The organism is Micromonospora sp. NPDC049139 (genome assembly GCF_055586845.1).
Genome location: NZ_JBVJHK010000014.1, coordinates 85,231 through 99,924, shown reverse-complemented (window position 1 = coordinate 99,924; position 14,694 = coordinate 85,231). Strand labels below are relative to the sequence as shown.

14 protein-coding genes are annotated in these 14,694 nt (G+C 76.0%); 9 read left to right on the top strand and 5 right to left on the bottom strand.

From position 1 onward, the window contains the following. Window positions 1-65: 65 nt before the first annotated feature. Both ACZ6Q9_RS22510 and ACZ6Q9_RS22505 read left to right on the top strand, forming a co-directional pair. Window positions 66-1,169: an LLM class flavin-dependent oxidoreductase gene (locus ACZ6Q9_RS22510; RefSeq protein ID WP_393263730.1), complete on the top strand. Its 1,104-nt coding sequence runs from the start codon at window positions 66-68 to the stop codon at window positions 1,167-1,169. Then, window positions 1,166-1,789, top strand: coding sequence for an FMN reductase (locus tag ACZ6Q9_RS22505; RefSeq protein ID WP_350686777.1), 624 nt, complete (start codon window positions 1,166-1,168; stop codon window positions 1,787-1,789). The genes ACZ6Q9_RS22510 and ACZ6Q9_RS22505 overlap by 4 nt, the downstream gene beginning before the upstream one ends. Window positions 1,790-1,845: 56 nt before the next feature. Here ACZ6Q9_RS22505 and ACZ6Q9_RS22500 read toward each other — a convergent pair whose 3' ends face one another. From ACZ6Q9_RS22500 to ACZ6Q9_RS22490, 3 genes are all read right to left on the bottom strand, one after another. Beyond that, entirely contained in the window at window positions 1,846-2,727 is an 882-nt protein-coding gene (locus ACZ6Q9_RS22500; RefSeq protein ID WP_396829488.1) for a universal stress protein, read from the bottom strand. A gap of 230 nt (window positions 2,728-2,957) precedes the next feature. Continuing rightward, window positions 2,958-3,854 carry a universal stress protein gene (locus tag ACZ6Q9_RS22495; RefSeq protein ID WP_393456520.1) on the bottom strand — a complete coding sequence of 299 codons (897 nt, stop codon included), beginning with the start codon at window positions 3,852-3,854 and terminating at the stop codon, window positions 2,958-2,960. 47 nt (window positions 3,855-3,901) lie between these two features. Further along, entirely contained in the window at window positions 3,902-6,595 is a 2,694-nt protein-coding gene (locus ACZ6Q9_RS22490; protein ID WP_396829489.1) for a cation-translocating P-type ATPase, read from the bottom strand. A gap of 257 nt (window positions 6,596-6,852) precedes the next feature. Here ACZ6Q9_RS22490 and ACZ6Q9_RS22485 point away from each other — a divergent pair, with 257 nt between their 5' ends. Continuing rightward, window positions 6,853-7,329: a cyclic nucleotide-binding domain-containing protein gene (locus ACZ6Q9_RS22485; RefSeq protein ID WP_350708868.1), complete on the top strand. Its 477-nt coding sequence runs from the start codon at window positions 6,853-6,855 to the stop codon at window positions 7,327-7,329. A 21-nt stretch (window positions 7,330-7,350) separates the two neighbouring features. On the opposite strand, the gene ACZ6Q9_RS22480 is transcribed toward ACZ6Q9_RS22485, so the two are convergent. Further along, complete coding sequence (locus ACZ6Q9_RS22480; RefSeq protein WP_396829490.1) at window positions 7,351-8,007, bottom strand: bifunctional 4-hydroxy-2-oxoglutarate aldolase/2-dehydro-3-deoxy-phosphogluconate aldolase; 657 nt, start codon at window positions 8,005-8,007, stop codon at window positions 7,351-7,353. A gap of 110 nt (window positions 8,008-8,117) precedes the next feature. Here ACZ6Q9_RS22480 and ACZ6Q9_RS22475 point away from each other — a divergent pair, with 110 nt between their 5' ends. The 6 genes from ACZ6Q9_RS22475 (at window position 8,118) to ACZ6Q9_RS22450 (ending at window position 13,828) form a co-directional block, all read left to right on the top strand. Further along, entirely contained in the window at window positions 8,118-9,161 is a 1,044-nt protein-coding gene (locus ACZ6Q9_RS22475) for a sugar kinase (protein WP_396829491.1), read from the top strand. 70 nt (window positions 9,162-9,231) lie between these two features. Continuing rightward, complete coding sequence (locus tag ACZ6Q9_RS22470) at window positions 9,232-10,407, top strand: mandelate racemase/muconate lactonizing enzyme family protein (RefSeq protein WP_396829492.1); 1,176 nt, start codon at window positions 9,232-9,234, stop codon at window positions 10,405-10,407. Beyond that, complete coding sequence (locus tag ACZ6Q9_RS22465; protein WP_393263716.1) at window positions 10,404-11,321, top strand: dihydrodipicolinate synthase family protein; 918 nt, start codon at window positions 10,404-10,406, stop codon at window positions 11,319-11,321. Before ACZ6Q9_RS22470 ends, ACZ6Q9_RS22465 begins: the two co-directional genes overlap by 4 nt. A 13-nt stretch (window positions 11,322-11,334) precedes the next feature. Further along, a complete protein-coding gene (locus ACZ6Q9_RS22460; RefSeq protein ID WP_393456533.1) occupies window positions 11,335-12,474 on the top strand; it encodes a mandelate racemase/muconate lactonizing enzyme family protein in 1,140 nt (379 codons plus the stop codon). Beyond that, a complete protein-coding gene (locus ACZ6Q9_RS22455) occupies window positions 12,471-13,199 on the top strand; it encodes an SDR family NAD(P)-dependent oxidoreductase (protein WP_393456536.1) in 729 nt (242 codons plus the stop codon). The genes ACZ6Q9_RS22460 and ACZ6Q9_RS22455 overlap by 4 nt, the downstream gene beginning before the upstream one ends. Beyond that, complete coding sequence (locus ACZ6Q9_RS22450) at window positions 13,196-13,828, top strand: YesL family protein (RefSeq protein WP_393456539.1); 633 nt, start codon at window positions 13,196-13,198, stop codon at window positions 13,826-13,828. The genes ACZ6Q9_RS22455 and ACZ6Q9_RS22450 overlap by 4 nt, the downstream gene beginning before the upstream one ends. Window positions 13,829-13,866: 38 nt before the next feature. On the opposite strand, the gene ACZ6Q9_RS22445 is transcribed toward ACZ6Q9_RS22450, so the two are convergent. Continuing rightward, on the bottom strand, window positions 13,867-14,688 hold the full coding sequence (locus ACZ6Q9_RS22445; protein WP_393263710.1) for an IclR family transcriptional regulator: 822 nt from the start codon (window positions 14,686-14,688) through the stop codon (window positions 13,867-13,869). Window positions 14,689-14,694 lie beyond the last annotated feature (6 nt).

The window sequence follows — 14,694 nt, the reverse complement described above, 5'->3', positions numbered from 1 at the left end:
AATATGTTGTGCGGTGCGAAACGGGAACGCACCGGCCCCGGCCGGAACAACGCGAGGAGCTGGTCATGCAGTTCGGAGTCTTCACCGTCGGCGACGTCACGGTCGACCCGACCAACGGTCGCGAGCCGACCGAGCATGAGCGGATCAAGGCGATGGTCACCATCGCGCTGAAGGCCGAGGAGGTCGGCCTGGACGTCTTCGCCACCGGCGAGCACCACAACCCGCCGTTCGTGCCGTCGTCGCCCACCACCATGCTGGGACACATCGCGGCCCGCACCGAGCGCCTGCTGCTGTCCACCTCGACCACACTGATCACCACCAACGACCCGGTGAAGATCGCCGAGGACTACGCGATGCTCCAGCATCTCGCCGACGGCCGGGTGGACCTGATGATGGGGCGCGGCAACACCGGGCCCGTCTACCCGTGGTTCGGCCAGGACATCCGCAACGGCATCCCGCTCGCCATCGAGAACTACGACCTGCTGCGCCGGCTCTGGCGCGAGGACGTGGTCGACTGGAAGGGCCGCTTCCGCACCCCGCTGCAGTCGTTCACCTCGACGCCGCGCCCGCTCGACGGCGTGCCGCCGTTCGTCTGGCACGGCTCGATCCGCAGCCCGGAGATCGCCGAGCAGGCGGCCTACTACGGCGACGGCTTCTTCGCCAACCACATCTTCTGGCCGAAGGAGCACACCCAGCGGATGGTCGGGCTCTACCGGGAGCGGTTCGCGCACTACGGCCACGGCTCCGCCGACCAGGCCATCGTCGGGCTGGGCGGGCAGGTGTTCATGCGGCGCAACTCGCAGGACGCCGTGCGGGAGTTCCGGCCGTACTTCGACAACGCCCCCGTCTACGGCCACGGCCCGTCGCTCGAGGAGTTCAGCGCGCAGACCCCGCTGACCGTGGGCAGCCCGCAGCAGGTCATCGACCGTACGCTGGGCTTCCGCGACTACGTCGGCGACTACCAGCGCCAGCTGTTCCTCATGGACCACGCCGGCCTGCCGCTGAAGACCGTGCTGGAGCAGCTCGACCTGCTCGGCGAGGAGGTCGTCCCGGTGCTGCGCAAGGAGTTCGACTCGCTGCGCCCGGCGCACGTGCCCGAGGCGCCGACGCACGCGTCGCTGCGGGCCGCCGCCGAGCAGGCCGGGGCGGGCACGGAGGCCGGCCGATGACCCGCCGCACCCTCGCCGTGGTGTCGGCCGGGCTCGGTCAGCCCTCGTCGACGCGACTGCTCGCCGACCAGCTCGCCGCGGCCACCCGCGACGAGCTGGCGCGGCGGGGCGACGACGTGGACGTGCGCCCCGTCGAGCTGCGCGAGCACGCCCACGACATCGTCAACCACCTGCTCACCGGCTTCCCGCCGCCCGCCCTGCGGGAGGTGCTCGACACGGTCACCGGCGCGGACGGGCTGATCGCCGTCACGCCGATCTTCAACGCGTCGTACAACGGGCTGTTCAAGTCCTTCTTCGACCTGGTCGACTCGGGCGCGCTGGCGGACCGGCCGGTGCTGGTCGGCGCCACCGGCGGCACCGCCCGGCACTCGCTCGCCCTGGAGCACGCCCTGCGGCCGATGTTCGCCTACCTGCGGTCGGTCGTGGTGCCCACGGCGGTCTTCGCCGCGCCCGAGGACTGGTCCGACGGCGGCGCCGACGGTGCGCTGCGCGCGCGGATCGCCCGCGCCGGGGGTGAGCTGGCCGACCAGATCCACCGACGCCCGCCGGCCGCCGGCCCCGCCGACCCGTTCGCCCTCACCACCAGCTTCGAGGAACTGCTCGGGGGCCGGGACCACTGACCGCCGCCGACCCGCCGACCCGCCGGCCCGTCGTGGGCCGGCGGGTCCGCGCCGGCTCAGCGGGCGTGGCCGTACGGGTGGGCGACCAGCACCGGGCAGTGCGCGTGCTGCACCAGGGCCTGGCTGACCGAGCCGAGCAGCATCCCGGCGAACCCGCCCCGGCCCCGCGAGCCGACCACCACCAGCGCCGCCTCGCCGCTCGCCTCGATCAGCGCCTGCTCCGGCTTCTCCGCCCGGAGCACCCGCTCCTCGACGGCCAGCCCGGGGTGGCTGCCGCGCACCGCCGCCCCGGCGGTGGCCAGCAGCTCGGCGGACTCCGCGTGCGTGGCGGCCTGCGTCCCGGCCACCTCGTCCGGCACCCGGTGCTCCCCGCCCGGCGGCCGGACGTGCGCCAGCACCAGCCCGACCCCGCGCCGGGTCGCCTCGTCGGCGGCGTACCCGACGGCCAGTTCGGCGGGCTCCGAGCCGTCCACCCCGACCAGCACCGGCCCGTCGACCGGGATCGGATCCTCGGCCGGGCGGACCACCAGCACCGGGCAGTGTGCGTGCGCGGCCACCTGCGTACCGACCGAGCCGAGCAGCAGCCCCGTGAAACCGCCCAGGCCGCGGCTGCCCACCACCACCAGCTCCGCCCGCCGGGACTCCTCGACGAGCGTCGCGCCCGGCCCGCCGGCGACCTGGCGTACCTCCACGGCCAGCCCCGGCCAGCGTTCCACGAGGTCGGCGGCCGTCTGCTCCAGCATCTTCTGCCCCTGCTCGGTCGGCGCCGGCAACCCCAGGTCGTACGGGTTGACCGGCACGCCGTAGCCGAGCGGATGCAGGTAGCCGTGCACCAGGTGCAGGGGGCGGGACCGCAGCACGGCGGCCCGGGCGGCCTGCTCCGCCGCCACCAGGCTCGACGGCGATCCGTCCACACCCACCACGACGGGTCGATTCATCAGCTCTCCCAGAGGTCGATCAGGTCATTGTCGACGCGGCTCCACCGGCGCACCCGGATTTCCCCGACGCGCCACCCGCCGAACCGGACCTGTCACCGCGCCCGCCGACCACCCGGCGCGCCCGGCGCGTCGGCTGTCGACGCTGCGCCGGCGCACCGGCCTTCCACCGGGTCCCGTCGCGGCGGCCGGGGGAGCGGCCGACGCGACGGGAAGGGGGGTGGCCGGGAAGGTCAGGACGCGTCGGCCCGCTTCGGGTGCCGCACGATCGCCAGCGGGGAGTGCGCGTGGTGCAGCACGGCGTGGCTGACGGAGCCGAGCAGCAGCCCGCTCAGTGGGCCCCGCCCGCGCGCCCCGACGACCACCAGCTGGGCCGCCTTCGACTCGTCGACCAGCACCCGGGCCGGGGAGCCCCGGACCAGCCGGTGCCGCACCGGCACGTCCGGGTAGCGCTCGGCGAAGCCGGCGACGGACTCGGCGAGCACGCGCTCCTCCTCCGCGGCGTAGGCGTCCAGGTCGTACACCAGGGGCAGGATGTCGCCCGGACCGACCGGTGAGGGGAAGAGCCAGGCCTGCACCGCGAGCAGCGGGGCGCCCCGGCGGGACGCCTCCTCGAAGGCGAACGCGACGGCCTCGGTGGAGTTCGCGGAGCCGTCGACGCCCACCACCACCGGACCGTCGGCGCGCGGCTCGCCGCGCACCACGAGGACCGGGCACAGCGCGTGGGCGGAGACCTGCACGGTCACCGAGCCGATCAGCAGCCCGGCGAAGCCGCCCAGACCGCGGTGCCCGAGCACCACCAGCGCGGCGTCCCGGGACTCGTCGAGCAGGACCGGGGTCGCCGCGCCGTCGACCACCGCGCCGGTGACCGCCACCTCGGGGGCGGCCTTGCCGGCCTCGGCGACCGCCTCGGCGACGTACCGCTCGGCCTGGTTGCGCAGGCCGGCACCGGTCGGCGCGCCCGGCACCGGGTCGACCGGGACGCGGGTCAACGGCCAGATGAAGGCGTGCACCACGCGCAGCGGGCGCTGCCGCTGCGCCGCCTCCCGCGCCGCCGCCCGGACCGCGTCGAGTGCGGCGGCCGAACCGTCCACACCCACCACGACGGGGGCACCGGTGTTGCTGGTCATGATTCCTCCTTGTTCACCTTCATCCTGCTCTGCCCGAACGCTACCGGTCAGAGGCGCCCGTCCCGGCCGTCGGGACCTTGGTCCCGATCCGCCGCTCCGACGGTCACGGCCGGGTCGCCCGCCGCCCGCGTGCCCTGGCCGGGCCCGCCCACCACGGCTGGTGTGACCGCGCCGTGCGGCTCGGTGCGCGACGACCCGGTGGCGGGGTCGACCGGTCGGCGGGCCAGCCGCAGCACCAGCCCGGGCAGCACGCTGACAGCGGCGCAGGCCAGCAGCTCCACCGCGCCGAGCGGCTCCGTGCCGAGCAGTTCCCGCAGCGGGGGCAGCAGCACCCCGGCGATCTGGAGCAGCGCCGAGACCGCCACCGCGACCGGCAGCGCGCGGTTGCCACGCCGGGCGCCGCCCGCCCGGGGTGCCCGGACCGCGAGCGCCACCCCGAGCTGGGCCAGGCCGAGGACCACGAAGACCACCGACTGCCACGGCCGGTCCGCGTGCGCGGCGGCCACGCCGGCGCCGAGCACCACGGCGGCGATCAGGGCGCCGGTGACCAGCACGTCCCGGCCCAGGCCGGCCCCGAGCACCGACTCGGAGGGGGAGCGGGGCGCCCGGCGCAGCGTGCCCGGCTCCGCCGGCTCCGCGCCCAGCGCCACACCCGGCACGCCGTGGGTGAGCAGGTTCACCCAGAGGATCTGGGCCGGCAGCAGCGGCACGGCCAGCCCGAACAGCGGCCCGAGCAGCATCACCGCGATCTCGGCGACGCCCCCGGAGAGGGCGTAGCGCAGGAACCGCCGGATGTTGTCGTAGATGCGGCGGCCCTCGCCGATCGCCGCGGCCACGGTGGACAGGTCGTCGTCGACGAGCACCAGGTCGGCGGCCTGCCGGGCGACCTCCGTGCCGCCGCCCATCGCCACGCCGATGTCGGCGCGGCGCAGTGCCGGAGCGTCGTTCACCCCGTCGCCGGTCATCGCCACCACGTGGCCCTGGGACTGCAGCCCGGCGATGATGTCGAGCTTCTGGTCCGGCTGCGTACGCGCGAACACCCGCGCCTGCGGGTGCGCCCGCGCCGGGTCGCCGTCGTCCCCGCGTACCAGCGGGTCGCCCTCGCGCCACAGCCCGAGCTGGCCGCCGATGGCCGCGGCGGTCGCGGGGTGGTCGCCGGTGACCAGCACCAGCCGGACCCCGGCGTCGTCGAAGCTGCCGGCGATGTCGGCCGCCCCCGCGCGCAGCGGGTCGCCGACGGCGACCAGCCCCACCGGCCGCAGCCCGGTCGGCCGGGCGGGGTCCGCCGGCGGCGCGTCGGCCACGGCGGACGCGACCGCGAGCACCCGCAGCCCCTCGGCGGCCAGCCGGTGCGCGGCGGCCGACAGCTCGGCGATCTCCTCGGCGGAGGCGTCAACCAGCGGCGCGACCAGCACGTTCTCCGGCGCGCCCTTGCACACCACCAGGTACCGGCGGTCGCAGGAGCGGTGCACCGTGGTCATCCGGCGCAGCTCCTGGTCGAAGGGGTGCTCGGCGACCCGGGGCCAGGCGGCGCGGGTGGTCTCCGGCTCCAGCCCGCAGCGGGCGGCGAACGTGACCAGCGCCGCCTCCAGCGGGTCGCCCACCGCGGCCCACTCCGGCCGCTCGTCGGTGGGCGGCGCCAGCGTGGCGTCGTTGCAGAGCAGCCCGGCCCGCGCCAGGCGGCGCAGCTCGTCCGGTACGGCCACCGGCTCGCCCCCGTGGTGCACGGCCCCCCGGGGCGCGTAGCCGGTGCCGGTGACGCCGTAGCGGGAGCCGTCGGCCGTGACGGCGTGCTGCACCGCCATCCTGCCCTCGGTGAGGGTGCCGGTCTTGTCGGAGGCGATCACGGTGACGGAGCCGAGCGTCTCCACCGCGTGCAGCCGCCGGGGGATCGCCCGCGCCCCGGCCATCCGGCGGGCGCCGAGGGCCAGGGCGAGGGTGACGACCGCCGGCAGCGACTCGGGCACGGCCGCCACCACGAGGCTCACCGCGGTGACCGCCATGTCGACCACCGGCCGCCCGCCGACCACGCCCACGACGAACACCAGCCCGGAGAGCACCACCGCGGCGAAGCCGAGGATCCGGCCGAGCCCGGCGAGACGGCGCTGCAACGGGGTGGCGGCGGGCCGGGTGGACGCCACCAGGGCCGTGATCCGGCCGAGCGCGCTCGCGGCGCCGGTGCGCACCACCGTGCCGGTGGCCCGCCCGGTGGTGACCACCGTTCCCGCGCTGGCCTCCTCGCCGGCGGCCCGGCCCACCGGCACCGACTCGCCGGTCAGCGCCGACTCGTCGAGGGTCAGCCGGGCGGCCTCGGCCAGGAGCAGGTCGGCGGGGACCACGTCGCCGGCCTCGACCCGCACCAGGTCGCCCCGGACCAGGTCGGCGGCGGGCAGGACCAGGTCCCGCCCGTCGCGGACGACCCGGGCGGTGGGCGCCGCGAGCTGGTCCAGCGCGGCGATCGCCCGGTCGGCGCGGACCCCCTGCACCACGCCGATGGCGGTGTTCACCAGCACGACCAGCACGATCACGGCGGTGTCCGGGTAGTCCCGCAGCACGGTGGTGACCACGGCGGCGGCCAGCAGCAGCGCCACCAGCGGGTCGGTGAGCTGGTGCAGGACCCGGGTGGCCAGGTGCCGGCGGGGCGGGGCGACCGCCGCGTTCGGGCCGTCGGCCCGCAGGCGGGCGGCGGCCTCCGCCGAACTGAGCCCGGTCGCCGGCCTGGTCGAGGTGTCAACGGCCACCGCTGGGCCCCCGTCCTCGCCGTTCCCCGGACGTTCCCACGTCACCCCTCCGCCCTGCCGCGGCGCCGTTCCGGCGCATCGTCCCGGTTCCACCCTCGCTCCGTCGGGGACGGGCCGACCAGGGCGGTTCGTCCGCGCGGGCCGGGACCAACGGCCCTGTCGCCAAGGGACACGGCGCGGTGTACTGGGAGGCAGGACGACCGACCGTCGCAGGGACCGCGCCACCGCCGCGTCCTCCCGACGAAAGGGGCACCCGCATGACGACACTCGACGTGCTCCGCGCGCACCCGTTCCTCGCCGGCCTGCCCGAGCCGTGGCTGCCCCGGCTGGCCGGATACGCCCGGCCGGTGGTGTGGCACCCCGGACACCGGCTGTTCCGGGCCGATCAACCGGCGGAGCGTTTCTGGCTGGTCCGCGCCGGCCAGGTGGCGCTCGACTTCCCGGTGCCCGGCCGGGGCGACGTGGAGATCGAGACGATCGGACCGGGCGGGGTGCTCGGCTGGTCGTGGCTGTTCCCGCCGTACCGCTGGCAGTTCGGGGCGGTGGCGGCGCAGCGCAGCACGGCGGTGGAGTTCACCGCCCCGGGGGTGCGCCGGCTGATGGAGTCCGACGACGCGCTCGGCCGGCAGCTCACCACCCGCTTCATGAGCGTGGTGGTGGACCGGCTGCACGCGGCCCGGGGCCGGCTGCTCGACCTGTACGGCTACCCCGCGGTCGCCCCGCCCGCCGCCTGATCACCTTCGACGGCCGCCGCCCTACCTGTCGGGCCAGTGCGCGGCCGTGGCGGCGGCGAGGAACGCCCGGGCGCGGCGCCGCAACGCCGCCCAGTCGCCGGCGGCGACCTCGGCGGCGTTGACCAGGGCCCCGCCCGCACCGACGGCGACCGCTCCGGCCGCCGCCCACTCGGCCACCGAGTCCGGCGTCACGCCGCCGGTCGGTACGAGAGGCACGTCGGGCAGCGGGGCGAGCAGCTCCCGGACGTACGGCGGGCCGGCGACGCCGGCCGGGAAGAGCTTGACCAGGGCGGCACCCGACGACCAGGCGACGTCGACCTCGGTCGGGGTGAACGCGCCGCAGACCACCGGTGTCCCGGCCGCCTTCGCCTGCGCGAGCACCTCGGCCCGGGTGGTGGGCGTGACGAGGAACTCCGCGCCGGCCTCCGTGGCCGCGCTCACCTCGGCGGGGGTACGCACGCTGCCGACGCCGACCCGGCACGAGCCGGCCAACTCCCCCCGGAGCGTCGCGACGGCGTCGAGCGCCCGGGGTGTGGTGAGCGTGACCTCGACGCTGTCCAGGCCCACCTCGGCCAGTTCCCGGCCGGCGCGGACCGCCGCGTCGGGCTCGGACAGCCGGATGATGGCGATCACCCGGCCGAGAGGGATGGCGTCCCGCGTCTCGTGCCCTGATGCCATGCCGATCCTCTTCTCTCTGGAAGCGTCTCCCGGGATGTGGCAACGTATCCCGCATTATGCATTACGATAGCCATAGTGCCGCTGGGGCGGCCTCGGAACGCAGCGGCCCGGTGGCCGCCGGGAATCAGTCTTCGGCCTCGGCGCCCGGGCTGGAGATCGTCGGGTTGGGCGAGGCGATGGCCCTGTTCCAGCCGCCACCCGGCCAACCGCTCGCCGACACCGCGACCCTCGAAGTGCACGTCGCGGGAGCCGAACTGAACCTCTGCACGGCCGCCGCACGGCTCGGCGTCCGTGCGGCCTTCTGCAGCCGGGTCGGCGCGGACCCGCTCGGCACCCGGGTGCTCACGGCGGCAGCGGCCGCCGGCGTGGACACCTCGCTGGTGACCGTCGACCCGGGGCACCCGACCGGCCTGTACCTCAAGGACGCCCGGCCGGACGGGCGTCGACGGGTCTACTACTACCGGGGCGGATCGGCGGCTGCGCACCTCGACGCGTCCGACGCGGCGAGGCTGCTCGCCGCCCGGCCGCGGCTCGTCGCCGTCTCGGGGATCACCCTCGCCCTCGGTGCGGCTCCCCGGGCGGCGGTCGAGGCGGTGCTGCACCCCGCCCGGGGTCGGGGCGTCGCGGTGGCGCTCGACCCCAACCTGCGTCCCGCTCTCGGCGACGTCGACCGGCAGGCCGGTGCGGTGCGGGCGCTGCTGCGGTACGTGGATGTCCTGCTGCTCGGCACCGACGAGGCCGGGCCGGTCCTGGGCGTACGCGACCCGGACGACGCGGAGGAGGTCTTCGCCGCCGCGGCCGCCGCGGGCGTCGGCGAGACGGTGCTCAAGGCCGGCGCGGACGGTTGCCACCACGCCGGTCCGACCGGAGCCCCGGTGCACCTGCCGAGTGCGGCGACCACGGTGGTGGATCCGGTCGGGGCCGGCGACGCCTTCGCCGGCGGCTACCTGGCCGGCCGGCTGCGCGGCGCCTCGCCGGCCGCCGCGGCCGGGTTGGGCAGCGCCCTCGCCGCCGGTGTGGTGGCCCGGGCCGGCGACACCGCCGGCCTTCCGGACCGCATGGCCGCGGCCGAACTGCTGCGCCGGACGCTCGCGGCTGATGCCGCTGGGCCGGGCCTTGCCTCGACCATTCCGAGCATCCGGACGGGGGTTTGACGAACATGCAACCCGTAGTGTGGAATCTACTTCCGTAATGTGGCAGACAAGGGTGAGGGGTGGAGTGGCGATGACTCGGCCACGGATCGCAGCGGTGGACTGTTTCGTCCTCAAACTCCCGAACCCCGAGCGGTATCTCGGCCCCACCGACGAATCCTCCGACCCGGACCCTCCCGGGTACGCGGTGCGCCCCCCGTGGCGCAGCCTCTACTCGCCCCGCTTCGAGACGCTGCTGGTCCGGCTCACCACCGAGTCGGGTGTCAGCGGCTGGGGCGAGGCCCTCGCGCCGGTCGCCCCGGAGGTCCCCGCGGAGGTGGTGCGCCGGCTCCTGGCGCCGACGCTCGTCGGGGCCGACCCGCGACGGGTGCGACCGCTCAGCGCGCGGCTGCGCGATCTGATGCGGGAGCGGGGACACCTCGGCGGGCACCAGGGCGACGCGCTCGCCGCCGTCGACATCGCGCTCTGGGACCTGACGGGGCGGCTGGCCGGGCTGCCCGTGCACGAGCTGCTCGGCGGCGCGTTCCGCGAGCACGTCCCGACGTACGTCTCCGGGCTGCCCAAGCGGGACGACCCGGGCCGAGCGGCGCTGGCCGCCGAGTGGGCGGCGAAGGGCGTCGAGCGGATCAAGCTGCACCTCGGCAAGGGGGTGGCGGCCGACCTGGCCAGCGTGGCGGCGGTGCGGGCCGCCGCGCCGCAGGTGCGGTTCGCGGTGGACGCGCACTGGACGTACGACCTGGCCGCCGCGATCCGGTTGGCGCGCGGACTGACCGCCATCGGCGGGGTCGAGTTCCTGGAGGCGCCCCTGGCGCCGGAGGACCTGGCCGGCCACGCCGACCTCGCCCGCCGCACGGACCTGCCGGTCGCCGTCGGCGAGGCGATGCGTCACCGGTACGAGTTCCTGCCCTGGCTGCGGGAGCGGGCCGTCGGCCTGGTCCAGCCGGACGTCGCCCGCACCGGCATCACCGAGGCGATGGCGATCGCCGAGCTGGCCGCGGCGCACCACGTACCGACCGCGCCGCACCACTCGGTGGGGCTCGGTGTCGCGCTCGCCGCCGGCCTGCACGTCAGCGCCGCCGCGGAGAACCTCAGCTGTTTCGAGTACCAACCCACCACGACCGACGTCGGGCAGCGGATCCTCACCGCACCGCTGCCGGGCGGGCCGGACGGGTTCGCCGTACCGGCCGGACCCGGTCTCGGCGTCGAGGTGGACGTTTCCACTGTCAGCGCCCTCGCGGAGGAAAGTTGAGCACCCTCGAGCCCCGGGCCCGCGTACGCGGGCTGGTCCCCATCCTCGCCACCCCGTTCGACGACGCCGGCGCACTGGACGTGCCGGGCCTGCGCCGGCTGGTGGAGTTCCAACTCGCTGCCGGCGCGGACGGGCTCGCCGTCTTCGGCATGGCCAGCGAAGGGTTCGCGCTCACCGCTGCCGAGCGGGCCACGATCCTGACCGAGACCCGGGCGGTCGCGGGCCCGGACGTGCCGCTGGTCGCCGGGATCAACGGCACCAGCACGGCCACCGCCGTCGAACTGGCGTTGGCGGCGCGGGACGGGGGTGCGGACGCCCTGATGGTCCTGCCCCCGTACCTGGCCAAGCCCGCGGGCGGGCAACTCGTCGATTTCTATGGCGGCGTCGCCGAGGCGAGCGGGTTGCACGTGATGGTGCAGGACGCGCCGGCGGCGACCGGAGTGACGATGCCGGTCGCCCTGGTCGTGGAGCTGAGCAAGCTGCCCGGCGTCGAGTCGGTGAAGGTGGAGACCCCGCCCACCGCGCCGAAGGTGGGGGAGGTGGTGACCGCGACCGACGGCGAGTTCGACGTGCTCGGCGGCCAGAACGCCTTCTTCGTGCTCGAGGAGTACGCCCGCGGCGCCGTCGGCACGATGCCGGCCTGCGAGTTCACCGACGTGCTCGCGCCGATCCTGGCCGACTGGCGGGCCGGCCGGCAGGAGGCGGCCCACGCCGCGTTCAACAGGCTGCTGCCGCTGGTCCGCTTCGGCATGCAGCCCCGCCTGGCCTGGGCGGTGCACAAGGAGGTGCTGGTGCGCCGGGGCATCATCGAGTCCGCCTTCGTGCGCGACCCCGCCGTGCCGCTGGACGCCGGCAGCCGCGCCGCGCTCGACGCGATACTGCGGCACGCCCCGCTACCGGCCTGGCGGCCGTGAGAGGCTGATCGCCATGACGAAGATCGTTTCGGTGGACGTCTACCCCCTGGCGCTGGGCCGCCCGGACGGCGCGCCCCGCGCCTACGCCACGCGACCGCCCTGGCCCAGCGTCTACGGCAACCAGCGGGAGACCCTCGTGGTCCGGCTGACCGCCGACGACGGCACGACCGGCTGGGGGGAGGCACTCGCCCCGGTCGCCCCCGAGGTGCCCGGCGAGATCGTCCGCCGGCTCCTGGCGCCGGTGCTGCTCGGCGCGGATCCGCGTCGGGTGCGCCCGCTGCGGCACCGGCTCGGCGAGCTGATGCGCGAGCGGGGGCACCTCGGCGGCCACCAGGCCGACGCGATCGCGGCCGTGGACATCGCGTTGTGGGACCTCGCCGGCAAGCTGGCCGGCCGCCCCGTCGTCGAGCTGCTCGGTGGCGCGTTCCACGACGCGGTCCCGACGTACGTCTCCGGGCTGCCCGGCCGCACCGACGCCGACCGGGTCGCGCAGGCCCGGGACTGGGTCGGGCAGGGGGTCCGGCGGGTCAAGCTCGGTCTCGGGTACGGCGTGGACGCCGACCTGGCGACCGTGGCGGCGCTGCGCCAGGTCCACCCCGACCTGCAGGTCGCCGTGGACGTCCACGGTGTCTACGGCCTGGCCGACGCGGTCCGGCTCGGCCGTGGCCTGGCCGACCGGGACGGCTGGTTCCTGGAGATGCCACTGGCCTTCGAGGACGTCGCCGGCCACGCCGACCTGGCCGCCCGCGTCGACGTGCCGGTGGCGCTGGGGGAGAGCCTGCGGCACCGCTGGGAGTTCCAGCCGTTCGTGACGGCCCGGGCCGCGGGCCTGCTGCAACCGGACATCGGACGGACCGGGATCACCGAGGGGCTGGCGATCGCCCAGTACGCCGAGACCCACCACCTGCCGGTGGCCCCGCACCACTCGGCCGGGCTCGGGCTGGCCCTCGCCGCGGGTCTGCACGTCGCCGCCGCCTGCGTGAACCTGGTCGCCTTCGAGTGGCACCCGACCCTCTTCGACCGGGTCAACGACATCCTCACCGTGCCGATCGAGCCGACGCCGACCGCGATCCCACTGCCCACCGGCCCCGGGCTGGGGGTCTCGGTGGACGCCGAGGCGGTCGCCCGACACAGCACGTGGGGCTCGCGGTGAGGCGCGTACTGCTGGTCGGCGCGTCGACCCCGATCGGCCGGGCCATCGCGGCGCGCTTCGCCGCCGCCGGTGACCGGGTCGTCGGCTACGGCCTGGAGCCGGCGGGCGAACCGAGCCTGGTCGCCGACCTCACCGGCGACTGTTCCACCGCCGACGGGGCCGCCGCCGCCGTCGAGGCGGCGCGGGAGCGGTTGGGTGGGCTGGACGTGCTGGTCGCCGCCGCCGGGGCGATGCCCGTCGCGCCGGCCCACCGCACCAGCGACGAGCAGTGGCGGGCCGCCCTGACGGGCTGCCTGGACACGCTCTTCTTCCCGCTGCGCGCGGCGTTGCCGCTGCTGCCGGCCGGCGGGGCGGTGGTCGCCGTCTCCTCGGTGAACGCGTTCCTGGCCGCCCCCTGGGTGGCCGCCTACGCCGCGGCCAAGGGCGCGGTGGAGGCCCTGGTGCGCCAGGTCGCGCTGGACTACGGCGCCCGTGGGATCCGGGTCAACGCGGTGGCGCCGGGCATCGTCGGTGCCGAGTGGCTGCCCGACGCCGCCGGGGGTTACCCGATCGGGCGGACGCTGCGCCCCGAGGAGGTCGCCGCGGCGGTGCACTTCCTCGCCTCCGACGCCGCCAGCGGCATCACCGGGGTGGTGCTGCCAGTCGACGGCGGACTGTCGATCGCGTCGCCCGCCGCCTACGCCCGGGCCGACCTGCGGCAGCGCCTGGCCGAGTTGGCGCCGTGACCACTCCGCCCGTGCCGGTCGGCGGGCGGTACGCCCGCCTCTACCGGCTGCTCGACTGGCCGCCGAGGCTGGCCGGGCTGAACCTGCTGTGGCTGGCCGGGGTGCTCGCCGGCGGGGTGGTCGCCGGCCTGTCACCGGCCACCGTGGCGCTCTTCGCGTTGTTGCGGGACTACCAGCGGGGCGGGCATCCGCGGCTGTGGCGCGACTTCTGGCGGCACTGGCGGGCGGAGTTCGGGCGCTCGCAGGTCCGGCTGGGCCTGCCGCTGCTGACCGTGTGGGTGTTCGTGTTCTATCTGTTCGCCGTGCGGGGCACGCCGCTCGCCGGCGCGGTGGCCGTGCTCGGGCTGGTGTATCTGGTGGTGCTGGCGTACCTGCCCCCGGTGCTGGCGCACTTCGACGTGCCGGCCACCACCGCCTGGCGGCTCGCCGCCCTGACGGCGGCGCGCACTCCGCTGTGGACGCTCGGCCTGGGTGCGACGGTGGCGTTGCTGGTCCTGGCGATGCTCGTCGCCGTACCCGTCGCCATCCCCTTCTTCCTGCCCAGCGCCCCGGCGGCGCTGGTCGCCCTGGTCGCCGCGCGAGGCTTCGCCTCGTTGCCGCCGGCCGTCGGCGGCGCCGAACCCCGGTGAGAGGGTTCCACCGTCGCCGTGTGGACGGGCTCCCGCCGTCAGACGACGGCGGAGAGCGGGGCGGCGCTGGCGTGGTAGCCGAGTCCGGTGGAGATCTGGTCGGCCTGTTCGATGACCTTCATGGCCAGTTCGTCCTGGCGCCTCGGTAGGTCCATCGCCGAGAGCGGGCCGGAGACCGACAGGGCCGCCACGGCCTTGCCCGAGCGGTCCCGGATCGGCGCGGCCAGGCAGGCCCGGCCGAAGGCAAGTTCCTCCAGTTCGGTGGCGTAGCCGCGCCGTCGCCCCTCGCCGATCGCGGCGAGCAGCCCGTCGAGGTCGGCGACGGTCTTCGGGGTGTACGCCGGATAGCGCGTCCCGATCAGGGACTCGATCTCCTCGGCGGTGAGGTCCGACAGGAGCGCCTTGCCCAGGGCGGTCGCGTGCAGCGGGGCCCGGCGGCCGACCAGGGTGAACGAGCGGGGGGCGAGCCGGCCTTCGAAGTTGCAGAGGTAGAACAGCTCGCTGCCGTGGCGCTCGGCGATGTTCGCACCGAGACCCAACTCGCCGGCGAGGTCCTGGGTGATCTGCCGGGACTGGCGGTGCACCGCCGACTGGTTGAGCGCGACGCCCGCCAGCCCCACCACCGTCGGCCCGATCCGGTAGAGCCCGCTGCGCTGGTCGTGGGTGACGAACCCGAGCGCCTCCAGCGTCCCGACCAGCCGGGAGACCGTCGACTGGCCCAGCCCGGTGAGCTGGACCAGTTCGGAGACGCGCCGCTCCGGGTGCTCCTCGGTGAACGCGCACAGCAGCGACAGCGCGCGCTCGACACTCTGCGTGCCGCCGCCGACCTCGCGGGTGGTGGAGCGTGGCATTCTGCCCATCCCTCA

What these genes read in the sequence shown, in the direction of transcription:
- ACZ6Q9_RS22445 (WP_393263710.1), bottom strand. Translation starts at nt 14,688, where the DNA reads ATGGGCAGAATGCCACGCTCCACCACCCGCGAGGTCGGCGGCGGCACG.
- ACZ6Q9_RS22485 (WP_350708868.1), top strand. Translation starts at nt 6,853, where the DNA reads ATGACGACACTCGACGTGCTCCGCGCGCACCCGTTCCTCGCCGGCCTG.
- ACZ6Q9_RS22480 (WP_396829490.1), bottom strand. Translation starts at nt 8,007, where the DNA reads ATGGCATCAGGGCACGAGACGCGGGACGCCATCCCTCTCGGCCGGGTG.
- ACZ6Q9_RS22500 (WP_396829488.1), bottom strand. Translation starts at nt 2,727, where the DNA reads ATGAATCGACCCGTCGTGGTGGGTGTGGACGGATCGCCGTCGAGCCTG.
- ACZ6Q9_RS22460 (WP_393456533.1), top strand. Translation starts at nt 11,335, where the DNA reads ATGACGAAGATCGTTTCGGTGGACGTCTACCCCCTGGCGCTGGGCCGC.
- ACZ6Q9_RS22495 (WP_393456520.1), bottom strand. Translation starts at nt 3,854, where the DNA reads ATGACCAGCAACACCGGTGCCCCCGTCGTGGTGGGTGTGGACGGTTCG.
- ACZ6Q9_RS22470 (WP_396829492.1), top strand. Translation starts at nt 9,232, where the DNA reads ATGACTCGGCCACGGATCGCAGCGGTGGACTGTTTCGTCCTCAAACTC.
- ACZ6Q9_RS22505 (WP_350686777.1), top strand. Translation starts at nt 1,166, where the DNA reads ATGACCCGCCGCACCCTCGCCGTGGTGTCGGCCGGGCTCGGTCAGCCC.
- ACZ6Q9_RS22510 (WP_393263730.1), top strand. Translation starts at nt 66, where the DNA reads ATGCAGTTCGGAGTCTTCACCGTCGGCGACGTCACGGTCGACCCGACC.